This is a genomic window from Sphingomonas sp. Leaf20, from assembly GCF_001421535.1.
Classification (GTDB): domain Bacteria; phylum Pseudomonadota; class Alphaproteobacteria; order Sphingomonadales; family Sphingomonadaceae; genus Sphingomonas.
The window spans coordinates 18,482-36,521 of record NZ_LMKN01000014.1; the positions used below are offsets into that span (position 1 = coordinate 18,482).

Below are 18,040 nucleotides of genomic sequence, written 5' to 3' on the forward strand. Positions count from 1 at the left end.
CCACGGCTCATGAGGCCGTATCAGTATATTGCAACATCACGACACCTTCGATTTGGTTTGACCCGAAAGAGCCGGCAATGCGCATACCGCAATATTATATTTATCTACTATAATAAGTGCGGTGTATTTTTGAGTCAGTCTCGGTGACCAAAGACTTTACACAGAGGAAATTACATTGAGCGGTAAGAAAGTAGCCCTCATTACGGGCGTCACCGGGCAGGATGGCTCCTATCTGGCTGAGCTCCTGCTTGAAAAGGGCTATGAGGTTCACGGCATAAAGCGCCGGGCCTCGCTGTTCAACACGCAGCGCATTGATCATATCTACCAGGATCCACACGCGCCCCAGCCTAACCTGAAGCTGCACTACGGTGATCTTTCGGACACGTCGAACCTCACGCGCATCCTGAGCGAGGTCCAGCCTGACGAAGTCTACAATCTTGGTGCACAAAGCCATGTTGCGGTCAGCTTCGAAGCGCCCGAATATACCGCAGACGTCGATGGACTTGGCACGCTACGTCTGCTTGAAGCGATCCGTTTCCTGGGTCTGGAAAAGAAGACGCGCTTCTATCAGGCATCGACCTCGGAACTCTACGGCCTCGTTCAGGAAACTCCTCAGAAGGAGACGACGCCTTTCTATCCGCGCTCGCCCTATGCGGTGGCTAAACTCTATGCGTACTGGATCACGGTCAACTACCGCGAGGCATACGGCATATATGCCTGCAACGGAATACTGTTTAACCACGAGAGCCCGCGCCGCGGCGAGACGTTCGTGACCCGCAAGATCACCCGTGGTCTTGCCAACATCGCACAGGGCCTGGAGACCGGCCTGTTTATGGGCAATATCGACTCCCTGCGCGATTGGGGTCATGCCAAGGACTATGTCCGCATGCAATGGATGATGCTGCAGCAGGAGCAGGCGGAAGATTTCGTCATCGCTACTGGCGTGCAATATTCGGTGCGCGAATTCATCACCTGGTCGGCTGCGCACCTTGGCATAACGCTGCGGTTCGAGGGTGAAGGCATTGACGAGATTGGTATTGTCGACAAGGTCGAGGGCGACGATGCCCCGGCGGTCAAAGCCGGCGACGTCATCGTTCGCATAGACCCGCGCTATTTCCGTCCGGCCGAAGTTGAAACGCTGCTCGGCGATCCAACCCGGGCCAAGGACCGGCTCGGCTGGATCCCCGAGATCACCGCGCAGGAAATGTGCCGGGAAATGGTCGCAGCAGACCTCCACACCGCTAAGCGGCATGCTCTTCTTAAGACCCATGGCTACGATCTTCCAGTTTCGGTCGAAGGCTGATGGAGCAACTTCCGATGCGCATCTATGTGGCGGGCCATCGCGGCATGGTCGGCGGAGCGATCTCGCGTAAGCTGCGCGAGCGCGGCGCCGAAGTCATCACGCGCACTCACGCCGAACTCGACCTGACCGACCAGGCGGCGGTGCGCGCTTTCTTTGCAAGCGAAAAGCCTGACGGCGTGGTGCTGGCAGCCGCTAAAGTAGGTGGCATTCACGCCAACAACACATACCCGGCCGACTTCATCTACGAAAATCTTATGATCGAAGCCAACGTCATCCATCAGGCCTATGCACAAGGCGTGCAGCGTCTGCTGTTCCTAGGTTCCTCGTGCATCTACCCGCGGGCCGTCGAACAGCCAATGCGTGAGGACGCGCTTCTGACAGGCGTTCTTGAGCCGACCAACGAGCCCTATGCGGTCGCCAAAATTGCCGGCATCAAGTTGTGCGAAAGCTATAACCGCCAATACGGTACCGACTATCGCAGCGTCATGCCGACCAACCTCTATGGTCCAGGCGACAATTTTCATCCTGAAAACAGCCATGTAATGCCGGCCCTGATCCGCCGCTTTCACGAAGCGACGGTCAGCGGCGCCAAAGAGGTCGTGATCTGGGGCACGGGGAAGCCTTGGCGCGAATTCCTTCACGTCGACGATATGGCTGAGGCCTCGCTGTTCGTGTTCGATCTCGACAAGGAAACATACGAGGCGAACACTCAGCCGATGCTGAGCCACATCAACGTGGGCTACGGCGAGGATGTCACGATCAGCGATCTTGCACAACTGGTGGCCGCCATAACCGGCTTTACCGGGCAGATCGCCTTTGACGCATCGAAGCCGGACGGCACGATGCGCAAATTGATGGACTCGGGAAGACTGACGGCAATGGGATGGAAACCATCCGTCGCGCTCAGCGAAGGCGTCAAGGAAACCTACGCATGGTTTCTTGCGAACGTGGCAGCTTCCCAACCGCCTGCATAACGAGAGGGGGCAGTGCCCCCTCCTCACCTCCACCCCGTCGGCAGCTGGACGCATGCAGAAGGCGCCGTCCTCGGGCGGCAAAGTATCGCCGCTATACGATGATCAGCATGCGCGCCCGTTTTTATGACAGCCATGCGGAGGGTGAGAATAACGCGCCCGTCGCGCCGGAAACACTCTCGATAGGTTCGTCGCTGTTCGAAATTCGCGACGACTGCCGCGCCCTATAGAAGGGCCGGACTGGGCGATTCACGAACACGAAGATCTTTGATGATCACTATTAACCCTCCCAGGATATCGTGGTCGCCTGTGAGGCCGATAACTGTGCCCCACGTGTAACGCGAAGATCTGAATTGCCGATTGCGAAGCCTTTAAAGGTTTTGAGCATTTTCGGCACAGATCACCCCATGGACACGGGTGGCGCGCGAAGCTAGCATTCGTCGACAGGATATGGGGGAATGCATGAAGGTCGGGGAAATGACGTCGCGGAAGCGGCGTGTGCGCATGTGCGCGTTGCAGACGAGCGCAATCGTGGCGACGTTTTTCGTAGCGGGCCCGGCATTTGCGCAATGCGCGCCGGATCCCACGGTCAACAATGGCACAACGACCTGCACAGGTACTGATGCCGATGGGCTCTCGGTTGCAACCGACAATAGTCGCATCGTCATTGCAAGCGGAGCGACCGTGCGCCCCGGCAGTGGTACTGCTGCGATCATCAGTCGGGCTAATAATGCATCTTTCCAGGTCAATGGCCTGATTGATGGCGGGACGGGCAAGGCCGGGCTGTTCATCACTACCGCTGCCCCCACCACAGTACCGTGCGATCCATATTCAGGGGCCTCCGTCGGCTATTGCGTCCCCGGTTCCACCCAGACCAGCTATCCGTCGGCCAGCGCGACGGTGACGGTCGCGGCGGGCGGTACGATGACGGGCGCGCAAGGGATCCTGATCCGGCGCGATGCCAGCAACACCAATGGCTATATCTCCGCTTCGATCGACAATGCCGGCACGATCACCGGCACCGCGGGGCCCGCCGTGGTCACGGACCAGATCGGCTTTGGCTCGCTCTCGGTCACCAACCGCGCGACCGGGACGATCGGCGGTATCGCCGGCGTGATCTCCTACGTCACCAACGCCGGGACGATCGACGGAGGCGGCAATGCTGCCCTCGCCTCGACCCTCTCGGGGATGAACGTCGTCAACACGGGCCGGATCGTGTCGAGCGGCTCGGCCGCGACGCTGAGCGGTACCGGCAGCTATCTCTACGTCAGCAACGCGACAGACGCGGTGATCGGGGGCAGCACGACCGCGATCCGCACCAGCGGTGCGCTGTCGCTGACCAATGCAGGCACGATCAACGGGTCGGTCGTCTCGACCGCCGGGTCGGGACTGAACAGCACGATCGACACGCGCGGGGGCGTGATCAACGGCGATCTGCTGCTGGGCGCGGGCAACGACACGGTCCGCGCGCGCTATGATGCCGCGACGGGCCGGATCGCTTCGGTCACCGGAACGATCGACGGCGGAGCGGGGAGTGATACGCTGGCGATCGGCGTCGATGCCGATGCGGTGTTCACCCGCGCGGTGCTGCCGACCAATTTCGAGCTGCTCGGCTTCGACCTAAGCAACAATGCGGTGGCGACGCTGGCCGCGGGCTTTACGTCCGGCACCGGCGTATCGGTCAGTGGCACCGGCGCGCTCGTCAATCAGGCCGCGCTCGTGACCAACGGGCAGGCCGTGGTCGCTGCATTCTCGTCCTACGGTCTCGACTTCACCAACCGGGGGTCGATCACCGCATCGCTCGGTAGCACCGGCCTGTTTGCCGTGGGCACGCCATCGACGGTGACCAACTCGGGCACGATTACCGCCAATGGCGGCTCGGGCGTGCAGGCCTATACGATGCTGACCAACAGCGGCACCATCACCGCGACGGGGACCGGCGCTGCGGTCGTCTATGGCACGCTGGCCAATAGCGGGACGATCCGCTCGACCGGGGGTACCGGCGCGACGATTTCCGGCGGGGGTTTCAGCGGATCGACCAACGACGGGACGATCATCGGCGCGACCACCGGTCTATCGCTGTCGAGCGGGCGACTGGTCAACACGGGCACCATAACGGGCGGAACCACGGGCGTTTCGCTGGGATATGGCAGCACGCTGATCAACGCCGCATCCGGCACGATCACGGGCGGTACCGCGGCGGTGAGCGGCACCGGATCGCCTGTTGCGATCGTCAACGCCGGCCAGATCGCCGGTACCGTGAACCTGGTTTCGCCCTTCAGCTTCGATTCCAGCAACGATGTGTTCGTCGATGCGGGTGGCACGGTGAGCGGCGCGATCCGGCTGGGTGGCGGTGACGATATGCTCGTCGTCGACCTGGCAAGCACGGGCACGCGACCGCTCGCAGGGGCGATCGGCGGGGTCGATGCGGGCGCCGGCTATGATACGCTGCGCTACCGGGTCAATGCCGATGCCAGCGCGGCGCTGGCGCTGACCAACGGGTTCGAGGGTCTCGCCTATGAACTGACCAACGCCGCGGCGCTGACGCTGACCGCCGCGACGCCGTTTGCCACCACGATCGGGCTGACCGGCAACGGGTCGGTGACGCTGAACGGGACGATCTCGGCGACCGATCGCACGCTGGTCGATACCGGGATCCGGACGGTCGACCAGCTGACCATGGGCACCGCGGGGCCGGCACAGGCGCTGACGATCACCAACGCCGGCACGCTGGCGCTGACCACGACCACGCAGAACAATTTCTATTCGACGCTGGCGGCGATCGCCGCAGGGACCGCCGACGTCACCAATAGCGGCACGATCACCGTCGCCAATGCGGCCGGCCTCTATTATCCGGCAGTCGCGATCAGCGGCGGGAACACGGTCACCAATAGCGGCACGATCACCCTGACCGGGGGCGGCACGGCGATCATTGGTGCGCGCGACATCGTCAATTCGGGCACGATCACGGATGTTTCCGGCACCGGTGCCGGCGCAATAGGGGTGACGGGCTTCACCACGCTGGCCAACAGCGGTACGATCCGGGTCGATGGTACCGCCGTGCAGGGCAGCTATTATTATTATACCCCCCTGCAGATCACCAACAGCGGCACGATCGAGAGCCGCAGGGCGACCGCCGTCACGCTGGGCTATGGCAGCGTACTGACCAACGAAACGACCGGGACGATCAGCGGGCTGACCGCGATCGACCTCTCGAACGGCGGGACGATCGTCAACCGCGGCTCGATCATCGGCGATGTCGCGGCGACGTCGCCCTATTCCTATGGGAGTGCCCTCTACGTCGCGGATGGCGGCACGGTCGCCGGGAACGTGACCTTCGGGTCGAGCACCGACATGTTCCTCCAGACCGGCACGACGACCGGGGTGAGCGGGATTATCGATGGCGGCGAGGGCTTCGACATCTTCGGCTGGTCGCGCAAAACCAGCGACAGCATCGCGCTCGACCAGCGGACGGCGATCAATTTCGAAGCCGATTACGTCGAGGCGCTCGGCACCGACACGCGCGTGACGTTGACCGCGACGAGCCGTGTTGCAGGCGACCTGTACCTTCGGGGCGACGGCACGATCGTCAACGAGGCGACCATCGATGGCGCCGCACAGACCTATCTTCCGTTCTTCAACACGGCCGGATTGGCCCAGACCAACGGGCTGGCCGCGTTCGTCAACCGGGGGACGATCTCGGGCGGCGTGAACGGCACGATCTACGCCTTCACCAACAGTGGTACGATCGGCGCGGAATCGCTTCTGTCGAACGCCGTGTACCAAGGCGTTTCGTCGGGAACGTTGTCCTTCGACAACAGCGGGGCGATCGCCTCGTCCACCGACTATTTCGCCGCAAGCCTCGATGCCTATGGCATCGACGCTCTCACCGCCAGCAACAGCGGGACGATCACCGGCGGACTTGCGATATCGGCCACCACGCGCCTCGACCAGACGGCTCCGGCCGCAATCGCGGTCGCCAATAGCGGTAGGATCACGTCCACCACTGGCACCGCGCTAGTGATCTCGACCGGCAGCGATTACTATTCGAGCGGCGCAAGCGCGGTCTCGCTGACCAATGGCGGTACCGTCACCGCCAGCGGAGAAGGCGGCGTTGCTGCGGAGCTGTACATACAGGACAGGTTTGGCTCGACCGTCAGCTCGACCTACGCGATCGCCAATAGCGGGACGATCGAGGCGACCGGCAACGGCCTGACACAGACCTATCAGGATTGGGACGGTACGACCTACACCTACACCAGTCCGGCGGTCGGCCTGCTGGTCAATACCGGGACCAATGTAACCGGGACGATCGCCAACAGCGGGACGATCCAGGCGACCGGCACGTCCGCGGTCGCACTGCTGGTATCCGGCACCGCGCTCGACCTGACCAACAGCGGCACGATCCGGGGCGGCACCGGCAGCGTGCTGGCGAACGGCGACCCGCTTGCCGGCACCAGCCTGGCGGGTGCGATCCAGAGCTCGGGCCGCGCCGACGACCGTATCGTCAATACCGGCGCGATCTTCGGGTCGGTCGATCTCGGCGACGGCAACGACAGCATCGAGAACCGCGGCCGGATCGAGGGCAATGTCCTGCTCGGCGCGGGCGACGACAGCTTCCTCCAGCGCGCGGATGCGGTGCTGGTCGGCACCGTCGACGCCGGCGAGGGCAATGACGGCCTGATCGTCGATGCGACCGTGGGTGGCGCCGTCAATGGCGACCAGTTCGTCAATTTCGAGCGCTTCACGCAGGTCGGCAGCGGCAATGTCGCCTATTCGGGGACTTTCCGCTTCGACACGATCGGCGTGTCGGGCGGTGATGTGACGGTCGCGACCGGTCAGGTCCTCGCCAGCACCGGCGCAGTGACGATCACCGGCGGGGCGGGTAACGAAACCGTAACCAATGCGGGTACGATCGCCGGCAGCGTCGACCTGGCCGCTGGCGACGACCGCGTCGTCAACACCGGCACGATCCAGGGCGCCGTGTTGCTGGGTGCCGGCAACGACCGCTTCGTTGAGGGCGCTGGAAGCAGCGTGGCAGGCGATGTCGATGGCGGCGCCGGCGACGATCTGTACACCGTCATGCTCGCCGGCAACCGCAGCGGCATCGGCCAGCGCAGCAACTTCGAGCGTCTGAGCGTCGAGGGCAGCGGCACGCTGGGCCTGACGCTCGACCAGAATTTCCAGTCGATCGCGCTTGCGGGCACCGGCCTCAACCTCGCGCTGGGTGGCTTCGTCGTCGGCACCGTGACGGGCTCGGACGCGGCCGAAATGCTGTCGGTGGACGGCGATGTCGCGATGGTCTCGCTCGGCGCCGGCAACGACGAGCTGGCGCTCGGCACGACGCGCGCGACCGGCCTCTATATGGGCGGTACGGGCGCCGACCTGCTGCGCTTCACCGCAAACGCACCGGTCACGCTGGCCGGCACGGCAACGGGCTTCGAGCGCATCGCGCTTGCAGGCGGCGCGCTGACCGTGACGGGAACGCTCGGCACCGCCGGCACCGCGCTGACCTTCGGCGACGATGCGCAGAACGTCGTCGTCGCGGCGGGCGGCACGCTCGCCGGGATGATCGATCTCGGTGCGGGCAATGACGGCTTCCGCCTGACGGCAGGCGGTACGCTGCTTGGCACCGTCTCGGGTGGAGCCGGGACCGACACCGCGACGCTCGAGCTGGCGGGCGACCGCACGCTCGGCGCGGACATGCTGCGCGACTTCGAGATCCTGAACGGCGAAGGTAGTGGCACGCTGACGCTGACGGGTGCTCAGACCTATGAGCGCGTCAATGCTGCCACCAACCTGACGATTGGCGCGGGGGCGTCGCTCACGGCGCCTGTCGTGTTCGGGGCAGCCGATAACCGCTTCACGATCGCAGGCAGGTTTGCAGGGTCCGTCGATGGCGGGGCTGGCAGCGACACCATCCTGGTATCGGGCGGCAGCGCCGCGGCACCGGTCGCATTCGGGTCGATCGCGAATGTCGAGACGTTCGGCATGACCGCAGGCTATGCGACGATCGCCGGCAATGCATCGCTGAGCAGTGTCGACATGTCGGGTGGTCGACTTGTCGGCCTGGCGGGATCGACGATCCGCGCGGCGCAGATCGCGGTACGCTCAGGCGCGACCTTCGGGTCGGCCGGGTCGGTGATCGGCAACATCGCCGTCGCTGGCACGCTCAGCCCCGGGGCGTCGCCGGGCACGATGAGCGTGACGGGCAACGTCTCGCTTGCGAGCGGATCGGTGTCGCTGTTCGAGATCACGCCGACCGTAGCCGACAAGCTCGTGATCAACGGTGGGCTTTCGATCGCGTCGGGGTCGACGCTCCGCATTGTCGCGGACGGTGCGGTACGGCCGGGTACGTCCTACGACCTGATCGTCGCAAGCGGCGGGATCAACGGCAGCTATACGACGATCGACAAGTCGGCGTCGCTGTTCGGCTTCGTCGTGCAGCGTGCCGACCGGATCCAGCTGCTCGGCCAGTTCCTGGGCGATCCCGCGTTTAACCCGCAGGTCACGCGCAGCATCGACTATGCCAATGCCGCGATCCAGGTGCAGCCGGCGACCAGTACGCTGTTCGCCGCCCTGCCCGCACTTCTGACCGCGAGCGGCACGTCGAACAGCCAGGCGTTCGCGCAATTGACGCCCGAAGCCTATGCATCGGCGACGCAGATGGGCGTCGACCAGACGCTGAGCCTGACCGACGTCGCACGCGGACCCGGCTTTGCGACCACCGACCGCGAGGATGTCGGCCTCTTCACCTTCGCGCAAGGGATCGCGCAGTGGCACACGCTCGGTGCCGATCGCGACGCGGGCACCGCCAAGGCCCGCAGCAGCGGCTACGGCTTCCTCGGCGGGATCGGCATCGGCAACCGTGACTGGTCGGTCGGCGCGTTTGCAGGCTATCTCGACAGCCGCCAGCGGATCACTGCCCTTGGCGCTGCGACCAGCACCGATGGTGTCGTCGCAGGCGTTCATGGCCGCTACACGGCAGGCAATATCCGGATCGGCGCGTCGATCCTGTATGATGGCGGCGATGCGCGCACCACGCGCGCGCTACCGGGGGCGAGCAGCGCAACCGGGCGCTACGGCCTGCACAGCTGGGCGAGCGACGTGTCGCTCGGCTATGCACTGGCGATGGCGGACGACTGGACGCTGACCCCCAAGGTCGGCGTGACCTATCTGCGCACCACCCGAGACCGGGTGGGCGAGGCCGGCGGACCGTTCGCACTGACTGTGGCGCGCGATCGCCATGTCACCGGCTTTGCCGATGCCGGCGTGACATTCGCGCGCAGCGAGGCGTCAGACGCCGCGTTCCGTCCCTATGTCGGGTTCGGCGCCCGCACCCGGATCGAAGGCAAGCGCGCCGATGCGGTCGCAGGCTATGCCGGTGCACCGCTGACGCTGACCGCGCTGGGCGCACCGCGCGCACAGGTGACCGGCACCGCATCGGCCGGCGTCGCATACCGCCTGCCGAGCGGCGTCGAACTGTTCTCGACGGTCGAAGCGCAGACCGGCCAGGACGACCACCGCGAGAGCATCGCTACGGGCGTACGGCTGCGGTTCTGAAACATAGGATGGCTACATGTCGATGTGTCGACATGTAGCCATTTATGATGACTTTTGGGGAGCTAGGTAAAAACCGGATGCCTTGCCAAGTATCGTAGCTTGCACGGAGGCTCGGTGTTCACCGCCCATTACAACGCAACGATCTCGCCACATCACGTTCGGCCTACCAAAATCGCCACAGGTCAGACGTCGCCCGCCTAGCTCCCCGACCGTTCTCATCTCAACACTGCGTGATCGCTGACCCAGAAGCTGCCGCTTTGTTTCTGGGCAATGCGGTGCGGGAGGTTGAGGGGCGGAAGCGCTGGCTTCGGTTCTTTCGCACCATCGCCGTCACAATATCCGGCGGGCGAGCAAGAATGGACCGGGACGAGGTAAAGCGCCTTTTCGTCAATCAGGGTTCGTCCGAGTCCGGGTAGAATGACTTGCCAAAAGACCGGGTTGGAGAGGAAATCGGACTGTGCGCGAACGCGCTGGCGCCCACCAACCGGACAGTCGGTCGGACACGACCCACGCTATCATCGGGCAAGGTGATGGAACTATCGCCAGACGCGATTGCTGATAGGAGCCGGTGATTACCTGGTGGCGATGGAAAGCTATACGAACGTGACCTTCGGAAGGCGACATATCGCGATCATTGCACCGCCAACCGCCGGGCATATCAACCCTTTGGTAGCTCTGGGTGCCGCCCTCGCATCGACCGGATCCCGGATCACCGTGGTTCACATGGCTGAGGCGGCATCGCTTGTAACCAGTTCGGCAGTGCACTTCGCCGCGATCGACCATCCCGCGGACCACGAAGGTTCGCTGGCGAAACATATGTGCACGTTGGCAAACCCTTCAGGGTTTATCGGACTCCCCAGGATGATCCGCAGCACTGCCACAATGACCCGCCTGCTTCTCGAGACCTTGCCATCAGCTTTGACGAGGCTTGGCATCGACGCGGTAATTGCGGACTCCGTGGAACCGGCTGGCGCGCTGGCGGCTCGGCATCTCCGTTTGCCGTTTATCACCGCAGTTACCGGGTTGCCCCTCCTCAGGGAGGAAATGGTCCCACCGCCGTTTCTTGGGTGGGCGTATCGTCCGGATGCGGTCGGTATCAACCGGAACAAGGGCGGTTACGCGGTAAGCGATCTACTTATGAGACCGATCACCGGTACCGTCTCGACCTACGCCCGTCGTTGGGGTCTTGATCCAGACCCGAAATATCAGTGGTCGGAACGCCTGCAGATCGCCCAATGTCCAGCAAGCCTCGACTTCCCCCGCGCCGCACTTCCAGCAAGTTTCCGATATGGTTCACCATGGCGGCTTGGCGAACTGGCAGAAACCCTCCCGGTGGAGGACGGGCGGCCGTTGATATTCTGTTCGCTCGGATCCTTGCAGGGTGCGCGGCGAGCGCTGTTTGCAGCGATGACGAGCGCATGCGCCGCTGTTGGTGCTCGTGCGGTGGTAGCGCATGGCGGCGGGCTGAGCGACAGCGAAGCCGCCTCGCTTCCCGGTGATCCGCTGGTCCGGGCGTTCCTGCCGCAGACCCAGATCCTTCACCAATGCTCGGCCGCGATACTGCACGGCGGCTTTAACACCGTGTTGGACGCTTTGGCTGCCGGAATCCCGATCGTGGCCGTGCCACTGGCGTTTGAACAACCAGCGACGGCCGCACGTCTTGTGCGGATCGGCGCCGCTTGCACTGTATCTCCGGCGGACGCACGCCGGGGCGGCCTTGAACCGGCGTTGCGACGCCTGTTGACCATCCCGACTTATCGCCGGGTCGCACGCCAGTTCGCCGCGGATATTGCCGCCGGCGGAGGCGTGACCGAAGCAGCGGCGCTGGTTAATGCCGCCCTTGGCGATCAAGAGGACCTAATGCCGACAAGGCGGAGGTCAGCGGACGAGGAGACGGCCTGCGCCGCGTGAGGCGCTGGGCAAAGATGATCGCAGGTGGCGCCAGGATCAGGCCCATGATGACGTCCGCCCCATAATGGCCACCGAAAATTGGCGTCGCAAGAATGGTAAGTACCGCCCATGCCGCGCCTGGGACCGTCAGCCGGGGTATGGCTCGGAACGACCAGATGAAGATCGCAGCGAGCGTTGCATGGAAGCTCGGGAAGCTGACTATTCCCATAAGCATCGTGAGATCCAGCACCTTGTGCGATCCATCGCGAAGGCCAGTGATCAATCCTTGCTCGAGCCATGCCACAGACGGCCAAAGATGCTGGTAGTGTGAAGGATCAAACAGGTTGCCCATTGCGGGCGTCAGCCCCGAGATCAGGATCGTGACGAACCCGGAAAGGATCGCTGCGCACACGGTAGTCCTGAGCACGTCGAACTTTGACAGGCTGCTCAGCGCCACGATCACGACAATCATCTGAACCGTTAGACTGTGATAGGCCAATCCTAGCACCCAGATCGCGGTCGGAAATTTGTCGAGGAGAGCCAGTATCACTGGCCAGTTGAACCCGATCATGCGGTCTGCCGCTGCCAGACGGTCGTCCCACAGCAGTCCCGACTTCGCGGCCAGCGCATAGGCCAAAACAACGCCCAGTAACGTAAAGAGCGTCATTTGGAGGAAGGCGGTTGCGCCAGCAGCGAGGCGAGGTCGCGCGGTGCGCCGGCCGATGATGATAGCCACGCTGAGTGCGACTAACGCCAAGACAGCAGGCACCGCCCGAACCCGATCAATTGAAAATGCATGGGGATATTCTGCAGCGATGAAGCTCAGCATCATCGCCGCAATCAGCCCCCATGACGGTATGTCTCGACGGTCAGCGGGTAAAGTCGGCGCAGTCATTGCGGTCGAACGCAGATTGTACGCATGCGGTACCATCGACGTTGCGATCCGCTACCGCTGCGGAAATGCTGTGCATTCCTGAATGACCGAGAACCAACCCGGTATAACGGCTTGTGGCCCCTTCCCTCATTGTCACGTCAGTTGCCATCGAGCCAGATGAACGGATGGACGACGTTGAGAAGCGTGTAAAACGGGCTGAATGTCTGGAATTAGGCGAAAGCCGTCATACTGTCCGCATTGGGAAGGTGGCTTAAAGGCTAATTTTGCGTCGGGCCATCTCGGCGAAAGCATAGTGCGCGATAGCCGTCTCGGATTTTTTCCTAAAAATGTCAGCGAGATCGAGCAGGTCCTCGTTTGGGAGCTCTATGATTGATGTCTCGATCTGAGTGAGACGCTTCATTGCGGCAGCATTCTGCTCTGCATCCCGCTTCATCCGTATTTTCAGCATGCGATCATCGTACCACCAATGACCTGCGAGGGCAGGCCCCCAAAGCCCACCACCCGACTGTCGCCAAAGTGCTAAGTTTCGCGACAGCGCGCCAAGCACTCACCCTGTAGATATCAGAGCTATTTGGCAGGGTCTGTCAGCGATAAATGGCAAGTCACAGCGGCGCATAACGTCTCGAAAACGATGGTGTATCGGGACACGTCGGGACTGAACCAACATAGCCTACAACAGGCTTTTCCAACTCTGCCGGGGCAGGGTAAGCGTTGGTTACAACGACAGCGAGGTGCGGAGGTGAAGATGACCTTTCTACAAGCAGCACTGAACGGTGATCGTCGGCATGACGCCGTTCCCCAGACCCCCGGCGCCATTGCGGCCGATGCCGAAGCAGCAGTGAGGGCGGGGGCGCAGTCCGTCCATGTTCATGCCTATGACGGGGCCGGACGGGAAACTTTGAACGCGGTCGAATGCGACGCGGTTGTGGCAGCGATCCGCGCGCGGTGCCCCGGTATCCCTGTATCGCTCACGACGTCGGCCAGCATCGTCTCTGATCCGTCGCAGCGTCTGGCGATCGTAAAAGAGTGGGCCGTCCTTCCCGATCTCGTAACGGCCAATCAGGGCGAGGCGGGCATTGTCGAACTGGCCGAATGGCTTCTCGGACGCGGCGTAGAGATCGAGGCCGGATTGCTGTGCCCGGATGATGCACGTCGGTTCGTGGCTTCGTCCTTGCCCGATCGGTGCCGTCGCGTTCTGATCGAGCCCCTCGATCCTGATTCGGAAATTGCCTTGCGGGATGCAGCGGAGATGGAAGCGATCCTCGCTGACGCGGGGGTCACGCTCCCACAAGTACATCATGGCTTTGATGGGTCGTGCTGGGCGGTGAACAGGCGGGCGCTGGAGCGCGGACATGGTATCAGGACCGGCATGGAGGATGTGGTGGTTATGCCGGACGGGCAGCCAGCACTAGACAACGCTCACCTTGTCATCGCCGCCCGCGCGCTGATCGACGGGTTAGTGACCTGCGTCTAACGAACGGCGTCCCAAGCGGAAGTGTGCATGCCTTCCCAAAAACGAAGATTCAGCGGGATCGTCGTGGCAGAATCACGCCGCCTTTGCCACAGGTGCGGAAGGTTGGCGTCCAAGCGTCCGGTACACAGTTGGCCGTGATATCGAGAACACCTCCGCAAGATCGCTGATCGAATAATCGTCGGTGTCATACATGCGGCGCAGTTCCTTCTGCTGACGATCCGATAGCTTGGGCTTCTTGCCGCGCAGCTTCCCCTTCGAGCGCGCGACGGCCATACCTTCGCGCGTCCGCATCCGTATCAGGTCGGCCTCGAACTCGGCAAATGTCGCGAGGATGTTGAAGAACAGCTTTCCCATCGGGTCGGACGGATCGTGGACGCTGGCTCCGAGCTGAAGCTTGATGCCCCGCACGGCGAGGTCATCGCCGATGGCCCTCGCATCCGGCACCGATCGCGCGAGACGGTCGAGCTTTGGCACCACGAGCGTGTCGCCGCTTCGTACCGCCGCCAGCGCCTGATCCAGACCGGGGCGGCTGCGGTTTGTGCCGGTGAACCCCTTGTCGGTGTATATCCGATCGGCCGCGACGCCGAGCCTGACCAGCGCGTCCTGCTGGGCGGCAAGGTCCTGCTTGTCAGTGGAGCAGCGGGCGTAACCGATCAATGTGTGCGTCATGACAGAACCTGTAACGTAAAGGGGTCCCTCAACGCAAAAGATATAGTACCATCTATGTGAGACTCGGCTTTTGGCGGTTTCCCGTGCCTCGACAGGTCAGGCAGCGACCGTCCGCTGAACGATCCTCTATCGGACGGGGTAGATCACCATGGCGGATGATCGGGGTCTGGAAATTGGAAGCGCCGAGGTCGCAAAGCGCTTGGCCGTGTTGCGACCACATCTGGTTGATGGCGTGCCACTGACAAGGGTGGCCGAGGTGATCCGCCACCGGCTCGCCGACGTCATCGTTCCGGCGGAATGACGCCCGCCTTTTTCCACGTTCGCGCGACGTGTCAAGAAAACGCAGTTTTCTTTACACGTCACACGCCATGTGCAAACTCTTCGGCAGAATGTTGATCGACGTCCTCGCCCCATGCTGACGCCCAGCTACGCCATCCCCGCCCTGCCCCCGCCGGGGCTGGAGGAAACGCCCGCGGTGCTCCGCGCGCTCGCGCAGGCGCACCGGCACCTCGCCGAGCTGAAGGGCCGCGCCGCGTCGATCCCCAACCAGGGCATCCTGATCGATACGCTCGCGATGCAGGAAGCCAAGGCGAGCTCCGAGATCGAGAACATCGTCACCACGCAGGACGAGCTGTTCCAGGCGCGCGCCTTTCCCGAAAACCCATCGTCCCCGGCGGCAAAGGAAGTCGCGCTGTATGCCGACGCGCTGCGCCATGGCTTCAGCGAACAGCACCGCCTCGACGGGCTGCTGACCAACACCATGATCATCACCATGTTCCAGATGCTCAAGCGCACCGACAGCGGGTTTCGCGCGACGCCGGGCACTGCGCTCAAGAACGACCAGACCGGCGCGATGGTCTATATCCCGCCGCAGGACGCCAATGCGATCGTCGCGCACATGAACGCGCTGGAGATCTTCATCAACGACGATGCCATTGGGGCGGACGGGATCGGGGGGCGCGGGCACAGCGATCTCGACCCGCTGGTCAAGATGGCAATCATCCATCACCAGTTCGAAAGCATCCACCCCTTCCCCGACGGCAACGGCAGGCTCGGGCGGATCATTAACGTGCTGTACCTGACGCGGACCGGACTGCTCGACATCCCGATCCTGTATCTCAGCCGGTTCATCACCAGCCGCAAGGCGGACTATTACCGGCTGCTGCAATCGGTGCGCGATACCGGCCACTGGGAACCGTGGCTGCTCTACATGCTACGCGGCGTCGCCGAGACCGCGCAGGAGACACTGCGCCTGATCGAGGCGATCCACGGCCTGATGGCCGATTTCAAGCAGCGCCTGCGCGCCGACCACGCCCGGATCTATTCGCAGGACCTGCTCAACAACCTGTTCCGCCACCCTTATACACGGATCGATTACGTGCAGACCGAACTGACCGTGTCGCGCCCGACCGCGACCAAATATCTCGACGAACTGGCGGAGGGCGGCTTGCTGACCAAGCACCGGATTGGGCGGAACAACTATTATATCAACCAGCGTCTGGTTGCGTTGTTTGTGGATGGGGCGGCGTGATGGAGTGGCCCTTGCTCACGCTCAAGCAGGCTGGCGTCGCGTAAATTGTTTGCGTGCACGCGACGCCAAGTCCGGTCACGTCAGATAGGCCCACTTGCGCGGCCAGTTCCCGCATGGGCGCCGACCAGGCAAACCCGATCAGGTCATCAAGCGTGACACGGGGGTGGCCCCAGCGGTACATTCGCCTTGGATGCTAGACCGCCCTGGACTAGGAAAGCCGTTAGCTGCTCAGGCGATCAGCCACGTCCCGTCGGGCTCCTTGTGGACCTTGTTCTGCCACAGGTAGCTCTCGCCGCTGTCGTTGGCGGTAAACAGGATGTCGAAGGCGAACTCGTTCGCAGCGATCCGCCGCCAGTTCTGGATACGGGTGACGGTAAGGCATCCGACCATATCGTGATGTCGCATCCGCTTTGCCGGCGACATGGCACCCGACCATCCATTGAACATGACAGTCCCTCGCGATCCGACGAATTTTTCGACCAGGCCCCGTGTCGCCATGTCGTCCTGCACGCACATCAGCGTGACGATATACGGGCGCAGCGTCGACAGAGCGGCCGTCACGTCGGTCTTCAACGATGCCGGTGCGGAACCGAGCGCCTTATCGACAGCGGCGGACTGGGTAGGGTTAGGCTGGGCCAACAAGGTCGTAACAGCGGCATCTGCCTGAGCCGAAAGTCCAGCCAGGGCGATCATGCCTATACCCATTCCGATTAGCCGGCCCGGCGAGATATGGCGCTTCCGATCGAAATACATTTGGCCGCTCCCTTTCAATCTGCGTTTCTGCGTTACCATAACCGGCTTATACGCCTTGTGACCGTCCACTAATCGCCGGCGTTATCGCACTTTTCCGCGCCACGGTTCTATTCCCTGGCGGTCAAGTTCGGCTCGGATCATTCGCATTTTTTCAGGCGATGCAATTGCCCGCAACAGCATCAGCGTTTCGATCTGAGCGGCGTTCGGTATTGCCAGCTCCGGCTGCACTTGGGCGCTTGCGCTATTACCGGTATCAGCGAGCCGATCGCGGAGTTCGTCCAGCGTTTCGCCCATATCGATCATGGCCGCACGGATACTTGCCAGCTCTTCCTCGACCCGATCGATCTGATCAAGGCGGTCACGTATGAAGGCCGCGATACCGACCCCCCGTTGTTCGGCTTGGGCGGCAAAAACAAGCGCCTGCCCCTCCCTCAACCGGACCTTGATGGAATCTGACAGCGCCATATTGCCTCCAACCACAGGGTGGACCCAATTTTACATGATAAACTACAATGATTATAGTTAGTTGCACCATAATAGGGTCCGCGTAGGGTCCCACCTAAACGCAAACTTTGGGCAACTGGCGTTATTTATCAATGACTTACCGGCACCGAAAGGTGCGTATGGTGTACGACCCGAAATCACGGATTTAAGGATCGAAAATGAAGCCCTGACAGGTCCGAAACGGGCTGGCCGAGCTTAAGGGGGTCCAAACTACCCTGATGAGTGCAGCTCAGCAGGCAAGCTTGCCCAATGATGCAAGTGTGATGCGTTTATAGTGCAAATATAATGCAATTATGATGCATTCTTGCGCAAAAGACGCTCTCCAGAAAGGATTGGAGTGCAAATAGGGGGCAATTAGGGTGCGGATAGAGTGCAGGAAGGGTGCAAATTAGGAGCACTGACGTACATCGGACGCCAGATGGACGCCAGACGGACGCCAGACGGACGCCAAATGTTGATCCGGCTTACGGCACTCAGGCGTGATCGC

General features: G+C 62.5%; 11 protein-coding genes. 7 read left to right on the top strand and 4 right to left on the bottom strand.

The features are described 5' to 3' along the window. The first annotated feature begins 175 nt into the window (after positions 1-175). The 4 genes from gmd (at position 176) to ASE72_RS19940 (ending at position 11,748) form a co-directional block, all read left to right on the top strand. Complete coding sequence (gmd, locus tag ASE72_RS19080; RefSeq protein ID WP_056025517.1) at positions 176-1,303, top strand: GDP-mannose 4,6-dehydratase; 1,128 nt, start codon at positions 176-178, stop codon at positions 1,301-1,303. A gap of 14 nt (positions 1,304-1,317) precedes the next feature. After that, on the top strand, positions 1,318-2,277 hold the full coding sequence (gene fcl / locus ASE72_RS19085; RefSeq protein WP_056025574.1) for a GDP-L-fucose synthase: 960 nt from the start codon (positions 1,318-1,320) through the stop codon (positions 2,275-2,277). A 681-nt stretch (positions 2,278-2,958) separates the two neighbouring features. Next, positions 2,959-9,837, top strand: coding sequence for an autotransporter outer membrane beta-barrel domain-containing protein (locus ASE72_RS19090; protein WP_156350685.1), 6,879 nt, complete (start codon positions 2,959-2,961; stop codon positions 9,835-9,837). 585 nt (positions 9,838-10,422) lie between these two features. Continuing rightward, a complete protein-coding gene (locus ASE72_RS19940; protein ID WP_082446309.1) occupies positions 10,423-11,748 on the top strand; it encodes a glycosyltransferase in 1,326 nt (441 codons plus the stop codon). On the opposite strand, the gene ASE72_RS19095 is transcribed toward ASE72_RS19940, so the two are convergent. Next, complete coding sequence (locus ASE72_RS19095; RefSeq protein ID WP_056025523.1) at positions 11,666-12,559, bottom strand: phosphatase PAP2 family protein; 894 nt, start codon at positions 12,557-12,559, stop codon at positions 11,666-11,668. The genes ASE72_RS19940 and ASE72_RS19095 overlap by 83 nt on opposite strands. Before the next feature lie 808 nt (positions 12,560-13,367). Between ASE72_RS19095 and ASE72_RS19105 the strand changes: the two genes are divergently transcribed. Next, entirely contained in the window at positions 13,368-14,096 is a 729-nt protein-coding gene (locus ASE72_RS19105; protein ID WP_056025577.1) for a 3-keto-5-aminohexanoate cleavage protein, read from the top strand. 72 nt (positions 14,097-14,168) lie between these two features. Here the strand turns inward: ASE72_RS19105 and ASE72_RS19110 are convergent, their stop codons facing one another. Further along, the gene (locus tag ASE72_RS19110; RefSeq protein ID WP_056025529.1) at positions 14,169-14,765 is read right to left on the bottom strand and encodes a recombinase family protein; all 597 of its coding nucleotides are present in this window, start codon (positions 14,763-14,765) and stop codon (positions 14,169-14,171) included. Between the two features lie 148 nt (positions 14,766-14,913). Here ASE72_RS19110 and ASE72_RS20985 point away from each other — a divergent pair, with 148 nt between their 5' ends. Beyond that, positions 14,914-15,066, top strand: a complete 153-nt coding sequence (locus ASE72_RS20985; RefSeq protein WP_156350686.1) for a hypothetical protein — start codon at positions 14,914-14,916, stop codon at positions 15,064-15,066. 111 nt (positions 15,067-15,177) lie between these two features. Continuing rightward, positions 15,178-16,296, top strand: a complete 1,119-nt coding sequence (locus ASE72_RS19115; RefSeq protein ID WP_056025532.1) for a Fic family protein — start codon at positions 15,178-15,180, stop codon at positions 16,294-16,296. Positions 16,297-16,524: 228 nt separating this feature from the next. On the opposite strand, the gene ASE72_RS19120 is transcribed toward ASE72_RS19115, so the two are convergent. Further along, positions 16,525-16,989, bottom strand: coding sequence for a hypothetical protein (locus tag ASE72_RS19120; RefSeq protein ID WP_156350687.1), 465 nt, complete (start codon positions 16,987-16,989; stop codon positions 16,525-16,527). Between the two features lie 141 nt (positions 16,990-17,130). After that, positions 17,131-17,514 (bottom strand): hypothetical protein, encoded by a 384-nt coding sequence (locus ASE72_RS19125; RefSeq protein ID WP_056025538.1) that lies wholly within the window; start codon positions 17,512-17,514, stop codon positions 17,131-17,133. Positions 17,515-18,040: the final 526 nt, after the last annotated feature.

What these genes read in the sequence shown, in the direction of transcription:
- fcl (WP_056025574.1), top strand. Translation starts at nt 1,318, where the DNA reads ATGCGCATCTATGTGGCGGGCCATCGCGGCATGGTCGGCGGAGCGATC.
- ASE72_RS19940 (WP_082446309.1), top strand. Translation starts at nt 10,423, where the DNA reads ATGGAAAGCTATACGAACGTGACCTTCGGAAGGCGACATATCGCGATC.
- ASE72_RS19095 (WP_056025523.1), bottom strand. Translation starts at nt 12,559, where the DNA reads ATGATGCTGAGCTTCATCGCTGCAGAATATCCCCATGCATTTTCAATT.
- ASE72_RS19105 (WP_056025577.1), top strand. Translation starts at nt 13,368, where the DNA reads ATGACCTTTCTACAAGCAGCACTGAACGGTGATCGTCGGCATGACGCC.
- ASE72_RS19110 (WP_056025529.1), bottom strand. Translation starts at nt 14,765, where the DNA reads ATGACGCACACATTGATCGGTTACGCCCGCTGCTCCACTGACAAGCAG.
- ASE72_RS20985 (WP_156350686.1), top strand. Translation starts at nt 14,914, where the DNA reads ATGGCGGATGATCGGGGTCTGGAAATTGGAAGCGCCGAGGTCGCAAAG.
- ASE72_RS19115 (WP_056025532.1), top strand. Translation starts at nt 15,178, where the DNA reads ATGCTGACGCCCAGCTACGCCATCCCCGCCCTGCCCCCGCCGGGGCTG.
- ASE72_RS19120 (WP_156350687.1), bottom strand. Translation starts at nt 16,989, where the DNA reads ATGATCGCCCTGGCTGGACTTTCGGCTCAGGCAGATGCCGCTGTTACG.
- ASE72_RS19125 (WP_056025538.1), bottom strand. Translation starts at nt 17,514, where the DNA reads ATGGCGCTGTCAGATTCCATCAAGGTCCGGTTGAGGGAGGGGCAGGCG.